This is a genomic window from Chromatocurvus halotolerans, assembly GCF_004340525.1.
Lineage (GTDB): Bacteria > Pseudomonadota > Gammaproteobacteria > Pseudomonadales > Halieaceae > Chromatocurvus > Chromatocurvus halotolerans.
In genome coordinates this window covers 42,273-64,950 of record NZ_SLWX01000017.1, presented here as the reverse complement: position 1 = coordinate 64,950, position 22,678 = coordinate 42,273, and the positions used below count along the sequence as shown (strand labels likewise).

Annotated in this window: 22 protein-coding genes and 2 tRNA genes; 19 read left to right on the top strand and 5 right to left on the bottom strand. The window is 60.6% G+C overall.

The window, feature by feature from the left end; genetic code table 11:
- Positions 1-117: 117 nt before the first annotated feature.
- On the top strand, positions 118-561 hold the full coding sequence (locus tag EV688_RS14890) for an Rrf2 family transcriptional regulator (RefSeq protein ID WP_117319190.1): 444 nt from the start codon (positions 118-120) through the stop codon (positions 559-561).
- Between the two features lie 87 nt (positions 562-648).
- Here EV688_RS14890 and petA read toward each other — a convergent pair whose 3' ends face one another.
- The 3 genes from petA to EV688_RS14875 form a co-directional block, all read right to left on the bottom strand.
- The gene (petA, locus tag EV688_RS14885) at positions 649-1,230 is read right to left on the bottom strand and encodes a ubiquinol-cytochrome c reductase iron-sulfur subunit (protein WP_117319191.1); all 582 of its coding nucleotides are present in this window, start codon (positions 1,228-1,230) and stop codon (positions 649-651) included.
- A gap of 253 nt (positions 1,231-1,483) precedes the next feature.
- On the bottom strand, positions 1,484-2,134 hold the full coding sequence (locus tag EV688_RS14880; RefSeq protein WP_117319192.1) for a peroxiredoxin: 651 nt from the start codon (positions 2,132-2,134) through the stop codon (positions 1,484-1,486).
- Positions 2,135-2,204: 70 nt separating this feature from the next.
- Positions 2,205-3,089, bottom strand: coding sequence for an MBL fold metallo-hydrolase (locus EV688_RS14875; RefSeq protein WP_117319193.1), 885 nt, complete (start codon positions 3,087-3,089; stop codon positions 2,205-2,207).
- A gap of 239 nt (positions 3,090-3,328) precedes the next feature.
- Between EV688_RS14875 and EV688_RS14870 the strand changes: the two genes are divergently transcribed.
- The gene (locus EV688_RS14870) at positions 3,329-4,231 is read left to right on the top strand and encodes a hydrogen peroxide-inducible genes activator (protein ID WP_131917689.1); all 903 of its coding nucleotides are present in this window, start codon (positions 3,329-3,331) and stop codon (positions 4,229-4,231) included.
- Positions 4,232-4,538: 307 nt separating this feature from the next.
- Here the strand turns inward: EV688_RS14870 and EV688_RS14865 are convergent.
- Together EV688_RS14865 and rne are read right to left on the bottom strand one after the other, a co-directional pair.
- Positions 4,539-4,626, bottom strand: a tRNA-Ser gene (locus EV688_RS14865).
- Positions 4,627-4,746: 120 nt separating this feature from the next.
- Complete coding sequence (gene rne / locus EV688_RS14860) at positions 4,747-7,725, bottom strand: ribonuclease E (protein WP_117319195.1); 2,979 nt, start codon at positions 7,723-7,725, stop codon at positions 4,747-4,749.
- A 550-nt stretch (positions 7,726-8,275) separates the two neighbouring features.
- On the opposite strand from rne, the gene EV688_RS14855 reads away from it, so the two are divergent.
- The 17 genes from EV688_RS14855 (at position 8,276) to clpX (ending at position 22,633) form a co-directional block, all read left to right on the top strand.
- A complete protein-coding gene (locus tag EV688_RS14855; protein WP_240624429.1) occupies positions 8,276-9,229 on the top strand; it encodes an RluA family pseudouridine synthase in 954 nt (317 codons plus the stop codon).
- A gap of 103 nt (positions 9,230-9,332) precedes the next feature.
- Positions 9,333-9,878, top strand: coding sequence for a YceD family protein (locus EV688_RS14850; protein ID WP_117319196.1), 546 nt, complete (start codon positions 9,333-9,335; stop codon positions 9,876-9,878).
- An 18-nt stretch (positions 9,879-9,896) separates the two neighbouring features.
- Complete coding sequence (gene rpmF / locus EV688_RS14845) at positions 9,897-10,079, top strand: 50S ribosomal protein L32 (protein WP_117319197.1); 183 nt, start codon at positions 9,897-9,899, stop codon at positions 10,077-10,079.
- A gap of 121 nt (positions 10,080-10,200) precedes the next feature.
- The gene (gene fabD / locus EV688_RS14840; RefSeq protein WP_117319198.1) at positions 10,201-11,163 is read left to right on the top strand and encodes an ACP S-malonyltransferase; all 963 of its coding nucleotides are present in this window, start codon (positions 10,201-10,203) and stop codon (positions 11,161-11,163) included.
- A gap of 1 nt (position 11,164) precedes the next feature.
- Positions 11,165-11,917, top strand: a complete 753-nt coding sequence (gene fabG / locus EV688_RS14835) for a 3-oxoacyl-ACP reductase FabG (RefSeq protein WP_117319199.1) — start codon at positions 11,165-11,167, stop codon at positions 11,915-11,917.
- Positions 11,918-12,025: 108 nt separating this feature from the next.
- Complete coding sequence (gene acpP / locus EV688_RS14830; RefSeq protein ID WP_117319200.1) at positions 12,026-12,262, top strand: acyl carrier protein; 237 nt, start codon at positions 12,026-12,028, stop codon at positions 12,260-12,262.
- A 113-nt stretch (positions 12,263-12,375) separates the two neighbouring features.
- Positions 12,376-13,617, top strand: coding sequence for a beta-ketoacyl-ACP synthase II (gene fabF, locus EV688_RS14825; RefSeq protein WP_117319201.1), 1,242 nt, complete (start codon positions 12,376-12,378; stop codon positions 13,615-13,617).
- 24 nt (positions 13,618-13,641) lie between these two features.
- Positions 13,642-14,484, top strand: a complete 843-nt coding sequence (pabC, locus tag EV688_RS14820) for an aminodeoxychorismate lyase (RefSeq protein WP_117319202.1) — start codon at positions 13,642-13,644, stop codon at positions 14,482-14,484.
- The gene (gene mltG / locus EV688_RS14815; protein WP_117319203.1) at positions 14,472-15,497 is read left to right on the top strand and encodes an endolytic transglycosylase MltG; all 1,026 of its coding nucleotides are present in this window, start codon (positions 14,472-14,474) and stop codon (positions 15,495-15,497) included. Before pabC ends, mltG begins: the two co-directional genes overlap by 13 nt.
- Position 15,498: 1 nt before the next feature.
- Positions 15,499-16,149 carry a dTMP kinase gene (tmk, locus tag EV688_RS14810; RefSeq protein ID WP_117319204.1) on the top strand — a complete coding sequence of 217 codons (651 nt, stop codon included), beginning with the start codon at positions 15,499-15,501 and terminating at the stop codon, positions 16,147-16,149.
- On the top strand, positions 16,146-17,135 hold the full coding sequence (locus EV688_RS14805; protein ID WP_117319205.1) for a DNA polymerase III subunit delta': 990 nt from the start codon (positions 16,146-16,148) through the stop codon (positions 17,133-17,135). Before tmk ends, EV688_RS14805 begins: the two co-directional genes overlap by 4 nt.
- A 34-nt stretch (positions 17,136-17,169) precedes the next feature.
- Entirely contained in the window at positions 17,170-17,520 is a 351-nt protein-coding gene (locus EV688_RS14800; protein ID WP_117319246.1) for a PilZ domain-containing protein, read from the top strand.
- Between the two features lie 296 nt (positions 17,521-17,816).
- Positions 17,817-18,884 (top strand): beta-N-acetylglucosaminidase domain-containing protein, encoded by a 1,068-nt coding sequence (locus tag EV688_RS14795; RefSeq protein ID WP_117319206.1) that lies wholly within the window; start codon positions 17,817-17,819, stop codon positions 18,882-18,884.
- 180 nt (positions 18,885-19,064) lie between these two features.
- Positions 19,065-19,149 (top strand) — tRNA-Leu (locus tag EV688_RS14790).
- Positions 19,150-19,235: 86 nt separating this feature from the next.
- On the top strand, positions 19,236-20,561 hold the full coding sequence (gene tig / locus EV688_RS14785) for a trigger factor (RefSeq protein ID WP_117319207.1): 1,326 nt from the start codon (positions 19,236-19,238) through the stop codon (positions 20,559-20,561).
- Positions 20,562-20,620: 59 nt separating this feature from the next.
- Entirely contained in the window at positions 20,621-21,259 is a 639-nt protein-coding gene (clpP, locus tag EV688_RS14780; RefSeq protein WP_117319208.1) for an ATP-dependent Clp endopeptidase proteolytic subunit ClpP, read from the top strand.
- Between the two features lie 84 nt (positions 21,260-21,343).
- Positions 21,344-22,633 carry an ATP-dependent Clp protease ATP-binding subunit ClpX gene (gene clpX, locus EV688_RS14775; protein ID WP_117319209.1) on the top strand — a complete coding sequence of 430 codons (1,290 nt, stop codon included), beginning with the start codon at positions 21,344-21,346 and terminating at the stop codon, positions 22,631-22,633.
- Positions 22,634-22,678 lie beyond the last annotated feature (45 nt).

The window sequence follows — 22,678 nt, the reverse complement described above, 5'->3', positions numbered from 1 at the left end:
CCTGAGTGTAAGTGTTAATTTGAATAAGACTTAAAGGGTGGAATGAGCACAAGCAGCGTGCAATGGTGACCTTGTGCGACGCCGTCCCGACGACCGACTGTGAGAGAAGGGGCAAGCATGCGATTGACCAGTTACACGAACTATTCTCTGCGAATACTGATGTACTGCGGGGTTCACCCGGAGAGGCTGGTCACCATTCCCGAGATCGCCACCGCCTTTGGCCTGTCGAGGGCGCACCTGCTGAAGTCGGCCCGTCAGCTCGGGCAGCTCGGTTACCTGCAAACTGTCCGCGGCCGCAACGGCGGCATCCGGCTCGCACGGTTACCAGAGCAGATGATCGTCGGCGATATCGTTCGGGCCCTGGAAGATACCAGTGAGTTCGTAGAGTGCTTCAACCCTGCCAGGAATCAGTGCCGTATTGCCGGTGTTTGCGAGCTTTCCGGTCTTTTACGACGAGGGCTGCAACGCTTCTATGAAGAGCTCGATACCGCAACGCTCGCCGACCTGGTTGGCGATGGCAGGGAACTGCGGCTACGACTGCCGGTGGTAGAGGTCGCCTGAGCATGGCAGGGCAGTTCCGCCATCACGCAAGCGCTTGGGCAAAGTACTTCTGGCTGGCGCCGATCCCGAATCCCGCGCCGTGCGGCGTTAGGCGACCGAGTCGTCTTTGCCTATCTCTACCACATCGGTATCGAGATACTGATGAGGGGGGATCACAAGGTTGGTGGGGGCGGGTACGTTTTTGAACACGCGGCCGGCGAGGTCGAATTTCGACCCATGGCAGGGACAATAATACAGGGCATGCTCCACGTCGTCTCTACCCTGTGGGTAGTAACCCGGAATGCAGCCCAGGTGTGTACAAACCGCCATCGCGACCAGGATATCCTCCCGGATACTGCGATAGTGATTCCTGGCATATTCCGGTTGCTGGTTGATCTCGGAATCAGGGTCACGCAATTCCTGAAGAAGTGATGGCTGTCGCAGCGTTTCCAGATTCTGCCGTGTTCGTCGCAGTACCCATACGGGTTTTCCGCGCCATTCAACAGTGACCATGGCCCCGGGCTCGATTCTGCTGACATCGACCCTGACTGGAGCACCGCCGGCTTCAGCCTTGGCGCTTGGGTTCCAGGATCCGACGAATGGAATACCGACACCGATCAAGCCGACGCCGGCCGTCACTGACGTCGCGGCAATCAGGAAGCGGCGACGCGGTTCATTGATTTCAGTCATCTCAAAAATTTCCCTGAGTGATTATTTCAGCCATGTCGGCCAATCTGGCCCGCGCAACTGCCTGGTGTATCGGTCCCGCGACAGGGCTTACTGCCCTGGGTCAGGTTGTCGTCGGCCTTGATGACTATTGGGGTCTGGAAGGCGATGTGCTGATGAAACACTTTAACTGTTAAATAATATAATACTTTAAATCGCAATGCGTTGCAAAAAAAAGCCCCGGTAGGTGGCCGGGGCTTTTTGTGACGTTTGAGGTTCAGATCGCCTTTTGACAGAAGTAGAAGTCAACGCAGTCGTACTCACCGCTGGACATGCGCTCGGCAGCCTCAGCAGCCGTTTTGGCTGGCGGCACGATGACCTTCTCACCGGGGTGCCAATTTTCGGGCGTTGCAACGCCGTGCTCGTCGGAGGTCTGCAGTGCATCAAGGAGCCGAAGGAATTCGTCGATTGAGCGACCATTGCTCATCGGGTAGTAGACCATGGCGCGAAGTACCCCCTTCGGATCAATTATGAAGGTTGCCCGCACAGCAGAGGTATCCGCGGCCCCCGGATGGATCATGCCGTAGGCCCGAGCAACGTCCATTTTCAGGTCAGCAATGATCGGGAAAGGGATCCTGACGCCGAATTTCTCCTCGATATTGCGTATCCAGGCGATGTGCGAATGCGTGCTGTCGATGGACAGCCCCAGCAATTCGGCACCGCGCGTGTTGAAGTCCTGCGCACGCCGGGCGAAAGCAATGAACTCGGTGGTGCATACCGGCGTAAAATCCGCCGGGTGCGAGAAAAGAACCAGCCATCTGCCTTCGTAATCCTCGAGGCTGCGCGGTCCATCCGTGGTTGGGGCGTTGAAGGCTGGTGCCCGCTCGTTGAGGCGGGGGAGGCCAATCGTTTGATTGCTTGCTTCCATGGTCCTGCTCCTTGCTTGGGTGGTTGCGCTGTTTGAGCGCGGATTTCAAAAACGGCGCGTGGCCGCGGTTTTACAGGGTGTTGAGAGGCACGCGCAGGTAACGGGTGCCGTTCACGTCTTCTGCGGGCAGTAGGCCGGCTTTCATGTTGACCTGCAGCGAGGGAATGATGAGCCGTGGCATGGCCAGGCTGCGATCCCGTTCTTCGCGCAGGTGGGTGAAGGTCTCTTCGTCAATGCCGTCCCCGGCGTGGATATTTGCCGCACGCTGTTCTGCGACGGTGCTCATGAACTGCAGCTCGCGTCCGCCTGGGGCGTAATCGTGGCACATGAACAGGCGAGTCTCGCCTGGCAGGCTCAGTACCTTGCGAATGGAGCGGTACAGCGTGGCTGCGTCGCCGCCCGGAAAGTCGGCGCGGGCAGAGCCGGCATCAGGCATGAAAATTGTGTCACCGACAAAAGCAGCATCACCGATCAGGTGCGTGGTGCAGGCCGGTGTGTGTCCGGGTGTGTGCAGCACCCGTGCGTTCAGTGCCCCGATCTCGTAGCGATCGCTGTCACTGAATAGCCGGTCGAACTGTGAACCGTCACGCTGGAATTCCGTGCCTTCATTGAAAATCTTGCCAAATGTCTGCTGCACCACACCGATATGCTCGCCAATGCCCGTTTTTCCTCCGAGCGCCGCCTGCAGGTAAGGTGCGGCAGAGAGGTGATCGGCATGCACATGGGTCTCCACGATCCACTCTACGGTGAGCTGCCGCTCGCGCACAAAATCGATAATGCGCTCGGCGCTGGTGTAGCCAATGCGCCCAGCGGCATAGTCGAAATCGAGCACCGAGTCGACGATGGCGCAGGCGCCGCTGGTCGGGTCCTCGACCACGTAGCTGAAGGTGTTGGTCGGCGCGTTGAAAAAGGGCGTCACGACCGGTTTCAGGGTGTTGCGGTTGACGATTTCCATGATCTTCTTCCTGCTGCCTGTTTTGTTGCGACAGGGTCAGAATAGGGCAGGAATCATAAAAGGAGAAATCGATAATAAGACTGAAAATGATCGGAAAAGCCAATCATTAGCCTTGTGGATCAGCTGCGCCTAAATCGGCCGGTGACTGCCGCCTTGACATTCTGCTGCTCGCCTTGCGCGTTCTTCTGGAGCACAACTGCGGTAGACTGGCTGATCAAGCCCGCGAAGCGATCCTGACAGTGACCGACCGACGCAGTGCCTCCCTCTCCCTGAAGCAGCTGGCTTACCTCCTGGCGGTGCGCGATAGCCTGAATTTCACCCGCGCCGCGGAGCAGTGCTTCGTTACCCAGTCTTCCCTGTCCGGCGGCCTCGCCGAGCTCGAGCGTAGCCTTGACCTCAAGCTGGTTGAGCGCAGCCGTCAGCGCGTGTCCATGACCCCGGTCGGCGAAGCGGTTTGCGTCAGGGCAGAGCAGATTCTCGCCGCCAGCGAGGATCTTTTCGCCTTTGCGCGCGCCCAGTCAGAGCCGGGAACCGGAAGCCTGCGACTGGGCATCATCCCGACTATCGCCCCCTACGTTCTGCAATACTTTCTAGCGGCATGCGCAGAGCACTTCCCCGCGCTCGAACTGTTTTTGCACGAGCGTCAGACCGAGAGCCTCCTCGATCAGGTCAGCGGCGGGGAACTCGACGCCGCAGTGCTCGCCCTGCCCATGGATACCCGGACCCTGGCGGTAACCCACCTGTTTGATGATCCGCTGCGTTTGCTGGCGGCGCCCGGGCACCCGGTGGTCCGGCGTGATGCGCCGCTGCGGTTGTCGGCGATAGACACCAGCCAGATCATTCTCCTCGAGCCAGGTCACTGCCTACGGGAGCATATTCTCTCCGCCTGTGGCGTGGGTGCCCAGGCCAGCCGCCGCTTCGAGGCCAGCAACATTGATACTCTGGTGCAGCTGGCCGAGGCGGGCTTCGGCCTCGCGCTGGTGCCTGCCATGGCGATAGCACACGGTTTGTTACGGGATACGTCGCTCATCGAGATCTCCCTGCAGACGCCACCACTCCGTGGCATTGCCCTGGTGACCAGACCCAGCCACCCGCTCCGTGAGTTTCTCGAACGCGAGGTGGCTGCCCTCCTGTGTCGCTGAAGCCTCCGCGCGACAGGAGCAGGCAAGGTACTGGACGTTCCGCCATGTAAGTTCAGCGGAAAGTTTCAGGCGCGAGTCTCCGCGGAGATTCACCAAACGCTGTCCAGGCTAAGTGCGATATCAGCCGCGAGTGCACCACACTACGCGAGAGAGGTGGGGATGGGCAGGCTATGGGCCGACTTCCGGCGAACGAGACTTGCGATCACTAAATGCATGGAGCGCGTATGACCAACGCTGCGTTTACGATGGACGGGTCTGTGGGTTTGCTTTAAGTAAAAGCCTCAACCCATCGATAAATAAAGAAAAGTGGCGGTGGGCCAGGGATTCGAACCCCGGGAGGGTTGCCCCTCAACGGTTTTCAAGACCGCCGCTTTCGACCACTCAGCCAGCCCACCGTGTTGTTAGCTCCCCTGGGAGCAAGCCGCGATTATACGCATCCCGGCGCAGCAAACAAGCCAAAAACCGGCGGTGGTGGCGTTTTTCCCTCTGCCAACACCGCCTGTTGATTCCCTTGCTTAACCGGATGCGCTGTGACTGCTGCCGGGGCCACGTGGATCGTTGCTGGCTCGCACGACGCTGCGCTTTGTCGGGGTAACCGCCGGAGCCGGTTCGTCGTTAAACAGTGACAGACGCGCGGTTTCTATCTTCACCTCGCGCACCGGTGACGGATTCACGCGCGGGTCATTGGTCGCGCGCCCCTGGGAGGTGAGCCCCGTCTTATCGCCGGCTTCTGCGGGGTGAGTCTCTGCCGCCATCGGCGTTGCCTCGCTGGGAGCGACGTCTGTGCTCGCATCCGGGTTTGCCTCGGCGGGCGTGCTGGTCTGCGAATTGATGACCGGATCCGAGGCTGGCTCTGGCTCCTGTTCCGCCGTCACAGAATCCTCTGCCGGATCGTCATGTGCCTTGTGGTCGGCATCAGGCGTCGTATCAAACGGCTCTTGATGCGCCTCTTGCGGGTTATACGGTTCATCAACTGCCGATATTTCTTCAACGTCCACAGTGCCGGTGACGTCTGCATTCTCGTCACGCACGGTATCTGTCTGCTTACTGTCCGCGTCTTCCTCCGCCGTCCCGGCCAGTGACTCCAGCGCACTGGCGCCGCCCGCAACTGCGGATGACGGGACATCGGGCTCACCATTGCCGAGCTCACTCACCGCGGCAATTTCCTCTACGGGAACCGGCTTGCGCCGGCGACGCCGTGGTTCACCGCGCTTCTGGCCACTCGGACGCCGGCGCGGTTTGTTGCCCGCATCGCCTGAACTCTCGTCGTCACTGCCATCTTCGGCATTTCCGACGGCTTCCAGGGACGATTCCTCCAGGGCGGCTTCCAGTGAAGAGTCCTCCAGGTCATCGCGATCCGCTGGCCGACGATTACTACCGGAACTGCTACCGCCATCGTCGCGACGCGGGCGCCGACGTCGACGTCGATTGCTGCTGCGCGCCGGCGTCTCGCTGTCGCCGTCACTGGCTTCGACGCTGCTGCCTTCGTTCTCCGCTGAGCCAGTCTGTGGATTTCCGTTGCTCGGCTCTTCACGGGACTGGCGCTGGTCCTCACGTCGATTACGCGAACGATTCGGCCGCCGTCGACCCCGGCTTCGCTCACGATCACCCGTTTCTGATGCGGGCTCGGCTGCCGATTCTGCGCTGCCCTTGTCGGCCTCCTGCTTGGTGTGGGGCTCGGCTTGCATCGGCGCGGCCGCGCTTGCAACAACGTCCGCGGGTCCGAACAGATTGACCCAGAGTCGTGTCAGCACACCGGGCTTGTCACCGGCGCCCGTCTGCGAAACTGCGGTCTGCGTCGGGGGTGTTGCAACGTCGGTTGGTCGGGTCTCCTGTACCGCGTCGTCCGCAATTTCGGCGGGCGCTTCGGGCTCCACTCGCCTCGGCGGCATCTGCGGCGCTATGGGACCAACCACGGCTCGCTGCTGCGGCAGCTGCGCTGTGTGGGGATCGCTGATCTGCTCGGCTTCAGGTACGGCAATGTCGATTTTGTAGCTGGTCTCGTGATCACCGATTACCTCATCATCACGCAGACGCTGGACTTCAAAGTGCGGCGTTTCGAGGTTGGGGTTCGGCACGACCAGCACCCGGGCACCGGTCACCTGTTCTATTTCTGTCAGCGTGGCGCGCTTTTCGTTGAGCAGGTAAGCCGCAACGTCAACGGGAACGATGGCCCGGACCTCCGCACTGCGATCCTTCGTGGCTTCCTCCTCCATCAGACGAAGAATCGACAGGGCCAGTGATTTGGTGTCGCGAATTGTGCCCTGGCCGGTGCATCGGGGGCAGACAATCGCACTGGTCTCTCCAAGAGAGGGACGCAGGCGCTGGCGGGACATTTCAAGCAGCCCGAATCGGGAAATCTTGCCGACCTGCACCCGCGCTCGGTCAATGGCCAGTGCATCGCGGATGCGATTCTCCACCGCCCGCTGGTTGCGCGCCGCCAGCATGTCGATAAAGTCGATGACCACGAGTCCGCCCATGTCGCGCAGGCGCAGCTGACGGGCTATCTCGTCTGCCGCCTCGAGATTGGTCTGCAGCGCGGTGTCTTCAATGTTGCTGCCCTTGGTGGCGCGGGATGAGTTGATGTCGATGGAAACCAGGGCCTCGGTCGGGTCGATCACGATCGAGCCGCCGGATGGCAATCGGACTTCCCGCTGGAACGCGGTCTCTATCTGGCTTTCAATCTGGAAGCGATTGAACAGCGGGATGCTATCTTCATACATCTTGATGCGGTTGGCATACTTGGGCATCACCATCGTGACGAAATCGGTGGCCTGCCTGTAGGCCTCGGGCGCGTCGATGAGCACCTGGTCGACATCGTCGCGCAGATAATCGCGCACCGCGCGGATGATGACGTTGCTCTCCTGGTACAGCAGCACCGGATCACTGTGCTCCTTGCTGGCATCACAGATCGCTGTCCACAACTGGAGAAGATAGCTGAGATCCCACTGGAGTTCCTCCGGACTGCGACCCACGCCGGCCGTGCGGATAATAACGCCCATGCCTTCGGGAATCTCCAGTACGCTCAGGGCTTCACGCAATTCTGCCCGGTCATCCCCCTCAATGCGGCGGGATATGCCACCGGCGCGGGGGTTGTTGGGCATCAGCACCATGTAGCGACCGGCAAGACTGATAAACGTTGTCAGCGCGGCTCCTTTACTGCCTCGCTCTTCCTTGTCGACCTGAACAACAACCTTGGTGCCTTCCTTGACGACATCGCGGATTTTCGCGCGGCCGTCGGCATCGCCGGGACTGCGGTAGAAGTATTCTCTGGCGATCTCCTTCAGCGGTAGAAACCCGTGACGTTCCGCGCCGAAGTCGACAAACGCCGCCTCCAGGCTGGGTTCCACGCGGGTGATTTTACCGATATAGATATTGGATTTTTTCTGCAGGCGGGTGCGGTTCTCGATATCCAGATCGTAGAGACGCTGACCATCCACCAGTGCGACACGCATCTCTTCAGGCTGCGTGGCATTGATAAGCATTTTCTTCATAGGGTGACTCACCTTGTTTTCAGGCGAGCCGGAAAGCCAGGACCAGTTCTGCTAACACAGAAGTCCTGCATCAATAATGCAGGCCCCGTTTCGATAATCTACCGCTTATCCGACGCCGTTCCGCGACGTCCTCACTACTTTTTTGCAAAAACTGCTTGGTATTTTCGCGCAGTGAACGCCCGCTGGCGATCCTGCGTTGCCATATCCCGATGGCCAACCCGGGTTCCCGCGTCGAACTGCGGAACCCGGGTGATCATGTCTGCGTAATTCCGGCCTACCTGTAACCTTTTCTCAATCCCGTGCGCTATCCGGGGTTTCAAGGCGGGGGAGGGAAGCAGTAAAGTCTTGGTTCTCGCCGTCCCCGGCCAACCCCTGGACCAGGGCCAGGTGCTTCGCATCGACACCGTCTGTGGGTAGGGCACACGATAACTGGCCGTACCTGCAATGACGGGTTGTCCGGCTGTGCCGTGATGTATACAGTGACGCGCCGACGCTAGGCGCGGAGAATAGCAGCAAAGCCCGACCCACTCAAATATAAGAGGTAAGAGTTTTGACCGAAGGCCCCGCCACTGATGCGCCCCGCGTCCGCCATCGCACCGTCGATGAGCGCAGTGACGGTCAGCGACTCGATAATTTCCTCATCCGGGAAATGCACGGCGTTCCCAAGACTCGCCTTTATCGCGCTCTGCGCAAGGGTGAAATCCGGGTAAACAAGGGCCGCGCCCGGGCCGACTATCGTCTGGTGGCCGGTGACGTCGTCAGGCTGCCACCCCTGCACCAGGCCAGCCGCAGGGAGGCGGCAGTCGTACCTTATTACTGGTCTGAACGCCTCGCCGACCGCATCATCCGGCGGGATGAACGACTGCTTGTCGTCAACAAGCCCTCCGGCCTGGCGGTGCACGGTGGCAGCGGGCTCGACTTCGGTCTGATCGAGTGCCTGCGGCAGATCTACCCCGAGGACCGCCATCTCGAGCTGGTTCATCGCCTTGATCGCGATACCTCAGGACTCATTCTGGTTTCCCGACAGCCCGCGGCTCTGCGGGAGCTTCACGGTCTGCTTCGCGGTACGGGTGTCACCAAGGATTACCTCGCGCTGGCAGCCGGCCACTGGCCACGACATCTCACGCTTATCGAGGCGCCACTGGAAAAGAATACGCTGCAGTCGGGTGAGCGAATGGTGCGTGTCGCCAAGGGCGGCAAGCCATCACAGACGGCGTTCTCGGTGGTGCGCTATGTCGGCAATGCGACACTGCTCCGGGCGAGCCCGATAACCGGACGCACGCATCAGATCCGTATACACGCCCGGCACGCCGGCTTTCCACTTCTCGGCGATGACAAATATCAGAACGAGGACAGTGCGGCGCTGACCCGCGCGCTGGGGCTGCAGCGACTGTTTCTGCACGCAGAGCGACTGCGCTTTCGCCTCGGTGATGAGATGTATGACCTCAACGCGGCGCTTGACGACGAGCTCGTGGCCCTGCTCGATCGGGCACCACAGCAATAGCTGGCAGCCTGTTTTGCCGGCAGCCTCGGCAGAGAGTTTGAACTACTTGTATTGCCTCGTTTTTTTTTGACAAAGGCCGGGACTGCCCCTATAGTGCGCGCCTATGTCGGCGACCCCCCTTCCGCGCACGCTGGATCTGCGTAAACCAGCCATGCACAAGGCGTACTTTGAAGGTAGCGTAATGCCTGCAGATCTTCAGCGATTGCGGGGATTGCTCGCGGCCGACGAAGGGCATATTCACGCTGTGATCAGCTGCGACCTCGACGACGAGGGCAGAACCGTGCTGTCTGTGAGCGTGAACGCCAGTATCAGTGTGCGCTGCCAGCGCTGCCTTGAAGTATTCCAGCGGCCACTCGATGCGAATAGCAGGTTGGCCGTGGTCAGGACGGACGAGCAGGCGGCGGGGTTACCTGAAGGCCTCGAACCCGTGCTGGCCGCACGGGAGATCGATTTGTGGGCGGTGGTAGAAGATGAACTGGTGCTGGCAATACCCGTCTATAGCTATCACGAGGAAAAGACCTGTATCGAAAAGCTGACAGGGGCTGAACATACCGCCGCGGCGGCGGACGATGACAAACCGGCGCAGAAAGCCGAGACAGATGGCCCGTTCAACATATTGGCGCAATTGAAGCGCGATCTTGATCATTAATCCAGGCAGGAGAAGACCATGGCAGTACAGCAGAACAAAAAGACGCGCTCGCGTCGCGGTATGCGTCGTTCGCATGACAGTCTGACCGGCAGCACGCTGAGTGTCGATCCGGTATCCGGAGAAAGCCACCGCAGGCACCACGTGACAGCAGACGGCTTCTACCGTGGCAAGAAGGTTGTCGACACCGGCAGCGAAGACTGAACCGATCCCGGCCTGCTCTTTCGCCAGAGCGGGCACCGCGGGATCAGCAAACCACCGCCAGGCTCTGGACGAGCTCGCCGGTGGTTTTTTTATGGTGACATGATAAGAAAAGGATCGGCATATGACGCACGGCTCTCTCGCCTTTGTTTTTCCCGGGCAGGGATCGCAGAAAACCGGAATGCTGGCAGCTGCCTACACGCTGAGCGACGACGTCAGGGCCACGTTCGAGGAGGCGTCGCAGGCTCTGGGTTACGATGTCTGGGCGCTCATCGCGGGGGACGACCAGGACGCGCTGAACCTGACGGAGACCACACAGCCGGTGCTCCTCGCCAGTAGCGTTGCCGTCTGGCGTCTGTGGCATGCCCAGGGCGGCGAAGCGCCGGCCATGTTGGCGGGCCACAGCCTGGGGGAGTTCTCAGCACTGACCTGCGCCGGCAGTCTCGAGTTTGCGGACGCACTGCAACTCGTGCGCGAGCGCGGGAGATTCATGCAATCCGCCGTACCGGTGGGGGAGGGAGCCATGGCTGCGGTTCTCGGCATGGATGATGCCGACATAAAGCGCATCTGCGATGAAGCCGCTGCAGCCCATGACAGCGTCGTTGCACCGGTCAATTTCAACGCCCCGGGTCAGGTCGTCATTGCCGGACACGCCGGCGCGGTGAAGGCCGCCTCTGAGGCGCTCAAGGCTGCGGGTGCAAGGCGCGTGATGCCGCTGCCTGTCAGCGCGCCTTTCCACACCACGCTGATGCAGCCGGCCGGAGAGAAGCTTGCCGACATCCTCGCGGACCTGCCCATCACGTCGCCGAAGATTCCTGTCATCCATAATGTCCATGCCCGCAGCGAGCCGGACCCCGATCGTATTCGTGAACTGCTGACCACGCAGATCGCATCGCCGGTCATGTGGACCGACTGTGTGCGGGCGCTGGTCGACGCGGGGATGACCCGATTCGGCGAGTGCGGGCCAGGCAGTGTTCTCTGTGGCCTTAACCGGCGCATTGACAAGACCATCGACAGCTTCCCCCTGGATACGCCAGAGGGTATTCAGTCACTGATCGACAAAAACAACTCGCACCCGGGAGAGTAAAATGACGGACGCGGAAACCCTAGCAAGAGTTGCACTGGTGACAGGTGCCAGCAGAGGTATCGGCCGCGCGATTGCCGAACAGCTCGCCGCAAGTGGACACACAGTAGTCGGCACCGCAACCTCGGAGGACGGCGCCGCGGCAATCTCCGAATTTCTGGGCGTGGCAGAAACCCCCGGGCTTGGCATGGCGCTCGACGTCACCGATGCCGACGCAGTCAGCCACCTGGTTTCGCGAATAACGGCAGATCAGGGCGCCCCCCTGGTGCTGGTCAACAACGCCGGCATCACGCGCGACAATCTGCTGATGCGCATGAAGGCTGACGAGTGGGACGACGTGATCAGCACCAACCTGAGTGCGCTGTATCGTGTCAGCAAGGCGTGCATGAAAGGCATGACCCGGGCGCGCTGGGGACGGATCGTCAACGTGACTTCAGTGGTCGGTGCCATGGGCAACGCAGGCCAGAGTAACTACGCGGCAAGCAAGGCCGGCGCCGGCGGTTTCAGCCGGGCACTGGCACGGGAACTCGGCGGCAGGAATGTTACCGTCAACTGTGTTGCACCCGGGTTCATCGATACTGACATGACCCGCGGGTTGACCGAGTCGCAAAGAGACGCGATGCTCGGTCAGATCCCGCTGGGACGACTGGGAACACCGGACGAAATCGCCGCTCTCGTCGGGTTTCTGTGCAGCGACGCAGCAGCCTATATCACCGGTGAGACAATCCACATCAACGGCGGCATGTATATGGCGTGACACGCACGCCCTGAAAAGTAGTACTACTACCCGAAAAAAACTTGTAAAATCGACGCTCGAACCGGGTGAGGTTTGGGTTCCCAACAGAAGCAGGAGTAATCTACGATCATGAGCAGCATTGAAGAACGCGTGAAAAAAATCGTCGCCGAGCAGCTTGGCGTCAAAGAGGACGAAGTTCAGACAGAAGCCTCTTTCGTCGAGGACCTCGGTGCAGACTCCCTCGACACGGTAGAGCTGGTCATGGCACTCGAGGAAGAGTTTGAGACCGAAATTCCGGACGAGGAAGCCGAGAAGATCACGACGGTCAAGCTCGCTATCGACTACATCAACGCCAATCTCGCCTGAAAGATGTAATCACCTGTCGGAAAGCCGCCTCTGCATCATGAGGCGGCTTTTTTTATGAAAGGCGATTGTGCTTCACATCAGGATAGAGGCATCACCGGGCAAGGAGCGAACCTGTGATCGGCAGAAGAGTCGTTGTGACGGGCATGGGTGCGGTGACATCAGTCGGGCACACGGTCGAGGCAAGTTGGGACAGCATACTGGCAGGGAAGAGTGGAGCGGCGGACATCACGGCTTTCGATGTCAGCGCCTACAGTACCCGCTTCAGTGCAAGCGTCCGTGATTTCGACGTATCCCCCTACCTGTCTCCCAAGGAGGCGCGGAAGCTGGACGTGTTTGTCCAGTATGGAATGGCCGCGGGCATTCAGGCCATGCAGGATGCGGGTCTTGAAATCAGCGACGCCAACGCGACGCGAATCGGTTGTGCCATCGGTTCGGGCATCGGCGGTATCGGCCAGATTGAAAAAAACACGGAAATCGTCAACAGCTTCGGCCCACGAAAAATCTCCCCTTTCTTCGTGCCGGGCTCAATCATCAACATGATCAGCGGCAACCTGTCTGTCAAGTACGGCATGCAGGGACCGAACCTGGCGATTGTTACCGCATGCACCACCGGCACGCACAACATCGGCCTTGGTGCGCGGCTGATTGCGCAGGGCGATGCCGACGTCATGCTGGTGGGCGGCGCGGAAATGGCAACAACGCCAGTGGGTCTGGGGGGCTTTGCCGCCGCGCGCGCCCTGTCCACGCGCAACGACGATCCTGCGGCGGCCTCGAGACCCTGGGACCGGGACCGGGATGGCTTTGTCCTCGGCGACGGCGCCGGCGTTCTGTTGCTGGAGGAATTCGAATCCGCAAAAGCGCGAGGCGCCCACATTTATGCCGAGGTCAGCGGTTTTGGTATGAGTGGCGATGCCTATCATATGACCCTGCCGCCAGAAGACGGACGCGGCGCTGCCCGCGCCATGACAAATGCCCTGAGCGATGCCGGTCTGGCGCCGGACGCCATCGACTACATCAATGCCCATGGCACATCCACGCAGGCGGGCGACCTTGCCGAGAGTCGCGCGATAGAATCTGTGCTGGGCAGCGCGGCCCAGTCCGTCGCGGTGAGTTCCACCAAATCGATGATCGGTCACCTGCTGGGTGCTGCCGGTGCGGTTGAAGCTATCTACACGATTCTGGCATTGCGCGACCAGGTCGCACCCCCTACGATCAACCTTGATAATGCTGATGAAGGCTGTCGACTCAATTACGTGCCAAACACCGCGCAGCAACGCTCCATCAGGCACGCGCTGTCAAATTCATTCGGTTTCGGCGGTACCAATGGCTCACTCGTTTTCAGTCGGGTGAGCTAGTGGCCTCCTAGACGGCTATCCGGTTTGTCCGCGGCCACACGCACATGGATCAACGGCGAGGTGGTGACCGCCTTGCCCCTTCCGGATCGGGGGCTCGATTACGGTGACGGTCTGTTCGAGACCATGCCGATTATCGACGGAAACATTCCCTGGCTCAGCTATCACCTGGAGCGCCTGCATCAGGGATTGCAGCAGCTGGAGTTTCACAGTGAGGCACACAGCCCCGTGCGGGATTACATCGGAACAGCGCTGGATGACTGTCCGGTCACCGGCGTTATGCGCCTGACGCTTACCCGGGGAACGGGAATGCGAGGCTACGCCCCGCCGGAGCCGGCGTGGCCGACCTGCATCGTGCAGACATCCTGTGCAGACAGCGCCGGGCAGCCCGCCCTGGCACCCGCGAATGTCGGTCTCTGCAGCGTCACACTGGCGAAACAGCCCCTGCTTGCCGGTATCAAGCACCTCAACCGTCTGGAGCAGGTTCTGGCAGCTCGTGAAAGGCAGCAGAAGGGGCTCGATGAGATGCTCATGACGGACACGAGCGGCAGTGCAATCTCTGTCATCAGCGGCAATATTTTCCTGGTCAAGGACAATCAGCTGCTGACGCCCACACTCGCCGACTGCGGCATCCTGGGCACGCGCAGGCGTCTGGTCCTGGATGAACTCGCTCCGGCACTCGGGCTTGACTGCCTGCAGGTGACAATAACGGCGGCCGAGGTTGCCTCTGCCGATGAGGCTTTCTACTGCAACAGTCTGCGTGGCTACCAGCCCATCGGGCGTTATGGCGACCGGCGCTGGCGTCGGTACCCCACCATCGAGCGCCTGCAGGCGCTGTACCGGGAGCGTCTGCTGACATGCGCCGCCTGATCCTGCTCTGTATTGTCGCGTCACTGGTACTCGGTGCCGCCGGCTATGCAGTGTGGACCCAGTGGCAGCAGCCGGTTGCGATGCCGGAGGAGGGCTACTACCTTGAGGTGACCCCCGGAGATACGCTGTCATCCCTGTCACGTCGCCTGGCGGAGGATGGCATCATTCGCAGCAGGCTCTTGCTGAACTGGTATGGACGTCTCACGGGACTCGACGCACGCCTGCAGAGCGGCGAGTATCGACTTGAGGGCAGCCTGACGACGCCGCAGGTGCTGGCGCATATCGGCCGCGGCAACGTAATTTCCTACACCGTAACCCTGCCCGAGGGTATTACCCTCGACCGGGCGCTGGCCATCCTCCGTCATGCGCCCGGCCTGACAAGCATCCTCTCCGGGCCTGCGGACGACCGCCTGCTGGCGCTTGCAGAAGGCAGAGAATCCGCGGAGGGGCTGTTCCTTCCGGAAACCTATCGCTATGAGCGCGGGACGACGGACTGGGAAGTCCTGCGCCGAGCGCACGAGGACCTCATGGCGGCACTCCACCGGCTGTGGAATGAGCGCAGCCTCCCGCTGCCTTATGACCAACCTTATGACGCACTGATCATGGCATCCATTGTGGAGCGGGAAACCGGCGTGTCGCGGGAGCGCCGACAGGTGGCCGGTGTGTTTGTCCGTCGGCTTCAGAGCGGCATGCGTCTGCAGACCGACCCCACCGTCATCTACGGACTTGGCGCCGGCTTCGACGGCAATCTCACCCGGGCCCACCTGAGGGATATCGACAATCCCTACAACAGCTATCGCCACGGCGGTCTGCCACCGACGCCGATCGCACTGCCCGGGCTAGCTGCGCTGTACGCGGCACTCAACCCGGAAGAGGGCAGCGCCCTGTATTTCGTCGCCCGAGGCGATGGCACGCACGTGTTCAGTGACACGCTGGAAGAGCACCAGCGCGCGGTGCAGCAGTACCAGCTGCAGCGACGCTCCGACTACCGCTCACAGCCGCCACGGGGGTGACATGACAACACGGGGCCTTTTCATTACGTTTGAGGGTGGCGAGGGAGTCGGAAAATCGACTGCGCTGGAGTATCTGCAGCGTTACCTTGGTGCCGCAGGCATTCCGGTTCAGGTGACTCGGGAACCTGGGGGCACGCCACTCGGGGAGGAGATCCGACAGGTACTGCTGTCCGTTCGCGACTCGCCGGTGGACCCGCTGGCAGAACTCCTGCTCATGTTCGCTGCCCGGTCGCAGCATCTGACAGAAAAAATCTGCCCGTCCCTGGAGCAGGGGATATGGGTTCTTTGCGACCGCTTCACCGATGCCTCCTACGCGTATCAGGCCGGCGGCCGACAGTTGCCCATGCAGTGGGTCCAGCAGCTTGAGGAACTGGTACAGGGTGATCTGCACCCGGACTGTACCCTGCTGCTGGATGCCCCCGTGGAAACCGGCATTGAGCGGGCGCGGGGTCGCGGAGAGCTTGACCGTTTCGAGCGCGAGCAGCAGGCTTTTTTCCAGCGTGTCCGGGATACCTACCTGCGTCTTGCCCGGGAAAGCTCCGGGCGCTATCGGCTTGTCGATGCGTCGCAACCTTTGGAGTCGGTAACCTCGCAGCTTGAGGAAATCGGACGGGATCTGGTGCGCTGCTGGAGCGAGGAGAGCGGAACATGACGCCCGCCGACACTTCGGGACACGATGCGATCAGTACGCCCCTGCCGTGGCAGCGAGATGCCTGGGAGGGCCTGACGGCTCTGGCGGAGAATGACCGCCTTCCTCATGCGCTGCTGGTCAGCGGCGAGGAGGGCACTGGCCGGCGGCGCTTTGTCACGGCACTGTCGCGTTATCTTCTGTGCCAGGCGCCGGTTCAGGGATCCAATTGCGGCCAGTGCAAGACCTGCCTGCTCAGTCAGGGTAACGGTCACAGCGACTGGCGCTGGGTGGGGCCCGCAGGCAAAGCCAGGGGGGTGGGAATTGACCAGATCCGCGATGTTATCCGCTTCAGTGCGCAGACCAGCGCGCTTGGCAGATACAAGATTCTGGTGATCCATCCCGCCGATGGCATGACTCTGGCTGCCGCCAACGCCTTTCTGAAATGCCTGGAGGAGCCTGCGGAGAACACCCTCATCCTCCTGATCACGCGCTCGCCAGCCGGCGTGCCTGCAACGATACGATCACGCTGTCAGCATGTGCGCCTGCCAGCGCCGGCCTACGAGCCCGCACTCACCTGGCTGGCGATGCTCAGTGGCGACCGGCAGCTGGCGAAGAGCGCGCTGGCGGCGGCGGACGGGATTCCGCTGCAGGCGGATCTCCTGCTGAGAGTTGACGGCGCGCTGGATCAGGCAGAAGCGCAAGAGCAGATGTTTTCCCGACTGTTCGACGGCGAGGGAGAGCCGACAGACGTGGCAACCATGCTCAGCGGAATGGATCCCGGTGCGGCAGTCAGTGGGCTGCTTGTCCGTCTGCATCGCCATCTCCGGGAGTTGCCCTGTGACGAACTGCGCGGACAACGGGCACACGCGTTGTTTGCGCTCGACAGTCGATTGCGTGATCTGCAGCGCGCGATAGCGGGCGGGGCAACGCCACAGAAGGAACTGCTGGGCGCTGCGCTGGCGAGCGAGTTGGCGGGTATTTTGGGGTCGGGTCCATCCAGGTGCTAGACTGACGTCCCTTGCATGACAGGTGATAATTGACGTGAACGAGCCACACAACAGTCGTCAGGGTATCCTGTCACTGACCATCAAGGACAAGGCGGTTCTCTATTCCGCCTATATGCCATTCGTGAAGAACGGCGGCCTCTTCGTCCCCACCAACAAAAGCTATGACATCGGTGACGAAGTCTTCATGCTGTTGACCCTGATGGAAGAGCCGGAAAAAATCCCGATTGCCGGTCGCGTTGTCTGGGTTACCCCGCGCGGCGCTCAAGGCAATCGCACAGCCGGCATTGGTGTGCAGTTTTCCGAGCAGGACGCTGCCGCGAACGCCAAGATAGAGGAGCACCTGGCGGGAGCCCTGAAGTCGGAAAAACCGACACACACCATGTAGTCGCAGCTTACAATTGGCTGCAGATAAAGCTCGCAACCTATTAATTATCCGGATTTTTTTGATTAAAAAAATGGGCTCCAAGAAGGAGCCCAACAAGACCATTAGGAGTGAAACATAAAGGAATTTCTCCCTTCGCAGAGTCATTGGGTGGACTCTGGCGACCAGGAAACCCACAGGAAATCCGGTCACAATGCAAGTATCGCTCAATTCAGGTAATTTTCCACAGGTTTCAGCGCAAAAAACTAGCACTATTAGTTATATAAAACCAACGTTAATCAAACCCAGGAATATTTGGTATGGCCGCGACCGCCAACCTACCGCCCCTGCGAGGCGTGATCGAAGGTTTCTACGGTACCGCCTGGCCGACGGAACTCAGGTCGTTATATGCCACATGGCTCGCTGAGCTCGGTCTCAACTGCTATCTGTATGCTCCAAAGGCAGACCGCTATCTCCGCCGGGCCTGGACCGGGCACTGGCCGGACGGTGAGTGGCGCCTGCTGCGCAGTCTTGCGGAACAGCACCGCAAGGCCGGCATCACCTTCGGTATCGGGTTGTCGCCTTTTTCCCTGTACGCCGATTACAGCCCGGTTCAGCGCGGCCGCCTGCAGGAAAAAATAGAGCGTCTCAATACGCTCGAAGCGCCGTTTCTGGCCATTTTGTTCGACGACATGCCGGGTGACCAGACGGATCTGGCAGCGCGACAGGCAGATATTGTTGCCGATTGCCTGGCATGGAGCTGCGCCGAGCGCGTGGCGGTCTGCCCGACATACTACTCCAGTGACCCTGTGCTGGAGCGCGTTTTTGGCGCACGGCCTCGGGGATACTGGCGCGATCTGGGCGCCGCGCTACCAGAGCAGGTCGATATTTTCTGGACGGGTGACCGGGTCTGCGCGGATGCACTGCACGCGGCAGAGCTCGACGCCATCAACGCTGAACTTCGGCGTCCTGTCACGCTGTGGGACAATTATCCGGTCAACGATGGGGCAGCCCGATCACGCCATCTTTATCTGGAGCCACCGCCGATGCGGGACGCCGATAATCTGCGCGGCGTCACGCGAGGTCATCTGTGTAACGGCATGAATCAGCCCAGGCTGACATTGCCGGCTCTCGCGGGACTGGCCAGCCTCTATGATGCCTCGCTCGACAGGCATGGCTGGCTGGCCGAAACCCTCGGTAACGCCACTTACGCGAGCCTGCAGCGCGATGCAAGGCTGTTTCGCGAACGCGACCGCGAGCAGCTTCTCGAACATAACGGACAGGCACTGCTGCAGGAATACGATGCCCTGGCCACCCCGGCGGCCCGCGAGGTGGTGGCCTGGCTGCGAGGAGACTACACGTTCGACCCCGCCTGCCTTACCGATTGAGGGCATCCGGAGCCGGCCAAAAGCCGGTTGAATGGCAACCGGCCTTGTGGCAGAATTCACGCCCTTGAAAAGCACCCGCCAGCACGCAATCCAGCTTTGTCTGAACACGATCCTTGTCGGGGTTGCGGCCCTGCCGGTTGTGGGTAGCAGGACAATGTGCCGGTGGGTCAGGCAGATCATGCGGGAGTGGCGGAATTGGTAGACGCGCTGGATTTAGGTTCCAGTGCCGCAAGGCGTGAGAGTTCGAGTCTCTCCTTCCGCACCATTAAACAGCAGCAGTCCGCGGGCATCGCGGCTCAATAACAGCGCGCAGGTCTGCAGGGATCTGCGCTGTTTACGTGAGGAAACACCATGCAGGTCTCTATAGAAACGACGTCGGGCCTCGAGCGCCGTCTGACCGTGGGCGTGCCGGCAGAGCGCGTGGACGCGGAAGTCGACAATCGTCTGAAAAAGGCCGTCAAGAACGTGCGACTGCCCGGCTTCAGACCCGGCAAAGTGCCGCTGAAAGTGATGCGTCAACGTTTCGGCCAGGGCGTACGCCAGGAAGTTCTGGGTGAAGTGATGAGCCAGACCTTCCAGGATGCCGTCGTTCAGGAGAATCTGCGACCGGCGGGGCAGCCGGCGATCGAGGCCCGCAGTATTGAAGCCGGTCGCGACCTCGAGTACGTCGCCACGTTTGAGGTCTTCCCCGAAATCGCGGTCAAGGACATCGAGGGTTTTGCCGTAGAGAAGCCGGCTGCCGATGTCTCCGATGAAGATGTCGACACCATCATCGACATTTTCCGCAAGCAACAGGGCTCCTGGGAGAGCGTCGAGCGTCCCGCAGCGGCGGAAGACAAGGTCATCATCGATTACACGGGAACTCGCGACGGCGAGGAGTTCGAGGGTGGCAGCGCCACGGACGCGGAGCTCGAGCTGGGCTCGGGCCGCATGATTCCCGGGTTCGAGGAAGGGGTCGAGGGGATGCAGGCGGGTGACGAGAAAACCCTGTCGCTGACCTTCCCCGACGACTATCACGCCGAGGAATTAAAAGGTGCCGCCGTGGAGTTCAAGATCGCGGTCAAGGATGTCAAGGCGCTGCAACCGGCGCCGCTGGATGAGAAGCTGTTTGCCAGCTATGGAGTTGAAAGCAACGACGAGGCCGCGTTTCGCCAGGAGGTCGCTGACAACATGCGACGCGAATTGCGCAATGCGGTGGAGGCGCGGGTCAAGCAGCAGGTGATGGATGCGCTGCTGGAGGCCCACACCGATCTGGACATACCGAAGGCGCTCATCAAGCAGGAGGTCGGGACGCTGCGACAGCAGATGTTCCAGCAGTTTGGCGGCGCGGCGGGGCAGGACCTCGACCTGGAGTCACTGCTGCCTGACGACATGTTCAGCGAGCGCGCGGAGCGACGGGTCAAGCTGGGTCTGTTGCTGTCAGAACTGATAAATAAGCTCGAGGTGACGGCAGACGCTGATCGCGTTCGCCAGGAGATCGAGGAAATGGCCTCCACCTACCAGGATCCCGAAGAGGTGATCAACTGGTATTACGCAAACCAAGAGCAGCTGGCCAACGTAGAATCCAAAGTTCTGGAAGACCAGGTGGTGGAAAAACTGCTTGAGCAGGCGACGATTACGGAACAGCCCTGCACTTACCAGGAAGCCATCAGCCAGGGCCAGCAGGCAAACGGCTGATCCCTAGCACTCTTCAACCCGGCCAGAGCGAGACTCCGGCCCGCCAAGGACACGTCAACATGTCGCAACAAACAGGCGCAACAGTGGACACAATTACCAACATCGGCTTGATTCCCATGGTCGTGGAGCAAACCGCGCGTGGTGAGCGCTCCTACGACATTTACTCCCGTCTGCTCAAGGAACGTGTGATCTTCCTGGTGGGTGCGGTGGATGACCACATGGCCAACCTCATCGTCGCTCAGCTTCTCTTTCTCGAATCGGAGAACCCTGACAAGGACGTGCACCTGTATATCAATTCACCGGGCGGGTCAGTGACCGCGGGACTCTCCGTCTACGACACCATGCAGTTCATCAAGCCCGATGTCAGCACCATGTGTATCGGCCAGGCCGCGTCAATGGGCGCCTTTCTGCTCGGCGGTGGCGCCAAGGGCAAGCGGTTCATACTGCCCAATGCCCGAACGATGATTCATCAGCCCATGGGCGGCGCCCAGGGCCAGGCGAGTGACATCGAGATCCACGCCCGCGAAATCCTGCTCATCCGCGAGCGACTCAATCGGCTCATGGCGGATCACACCGGACAGCCGCTGGAGACGATTCAGCGCGATACCGAACGGGACCGTTTCATGAGTGCCGAGGAAAGCCGCGATTATGGCCTGGTGGATTCCGTTGTCAGCTCACGGGACGCGGCCAAGGCCTGAGCCCTCACACTTGCAAAGCCCGGTGAAAAACTTCAACCTTAGGGCGACAAGAGACACATCCAGCACGTGGCAATAGGCGGATAAATGAGTAAGGAATCCTCCGGATCCGGAGACGACAGCGGAAAACTCCTCTACTGCTCCTTCTGTGGCAAGAGCCAGCATGAAGTGCGCAAGCTGATCGCGGGGCCGTCGGTATTTATTTGCGACGAGTGCGTCGATCTGTGCAACGATATTATCCGGGAAGAGGTGCAGGAGGCGAATGCTGACGACAAGCAGGACCGGCTGCCCGTGCCCCAGGAAATCAATGCCATTCTTGATGAATACGTCATCGGACAGCAGCGCGCGAAGAAGGTGCTCTCGGTAGCGGTTTACAACCACTACAAGCGGTTGCGTTACGGTACCTCCCGCGGCGAGGACGTCGAACTGGGCAAGAGCAACATACTGCTCGTCGGACCCACTGGCTCCGGCAAAACGCTCCTGGCCGAAACGCTGGCGCGACTGCTGGACGTTCCGTTCACGATAGCGGACGCCACGACGCTCACAGAAGCAGGGTATGTTGGTGAGGATGTCGAAAACATCATCCAGAAACTCCTGCAAAAGTGTGATTATGACGTCGAAAAAGCGCAGGTCGGCATCGTCTATATTGATGAGATCGACAAGATTTCACGCAAGTCGGACAATCCGTCGATCACTCGCGATGTCTCTGGTGAGGGCGTGCAGCAGGCGCTTCTGAAACTTATCGAAGGCACCGTCGCATCGGTGCCACCCCAGGGGGGTCGCAAGCACCCCCAGCAGGAGTTTCTGCAGGTCGACACGGCCAACATCCTGTTCATCTGTGGCGGGGCATTCGCCGGTCTTGACAAGGTCATCCGCAACCGCTCGGAAAAGGGTGGCATTGGCTTTGGCGCCGAGGTCAAAAGCAAGGATAATAAGCGCAACGTGGGCGAGCTGCTGTTCGAGCTTGAGCCAGATGACCTGGTGCAGTATGGGTTGATTCCCGAGTTTGTGGGCCGCCTGCCGGTCATTGCAACTCTTGAGGAACTGGACGTCGCTGCCCTGATGCAGATTCTGACCGAGCCCAAGAATTCTCTGACACGACAGTACAGCAAGCTCTTCGAAATGGAGGGTGTTGAGGTTGATTTCCGGGAAGACGGTCTGCGGGCCATCGCCGAGCGTGCCATGGAGCGCAAGACGGGAGCCCGTGGTCTGCGCTCGATACTCGAAGGGGTATTGCTCGACTCCATGTACAACATTCCGTCCCGCGACGACGTTGCCAAGGTTGTCATTGACGAGTCCGTCATACACGGCGACTCCGAGCCACTGCTGGTCTACCAGAACAGCGAGCCCGCCAGGGCAGCGTCCACAGACGACTGACGCCGCCGCCCGGCGGCGTCCCAGCCTGCAACCCCGGTCATCTTG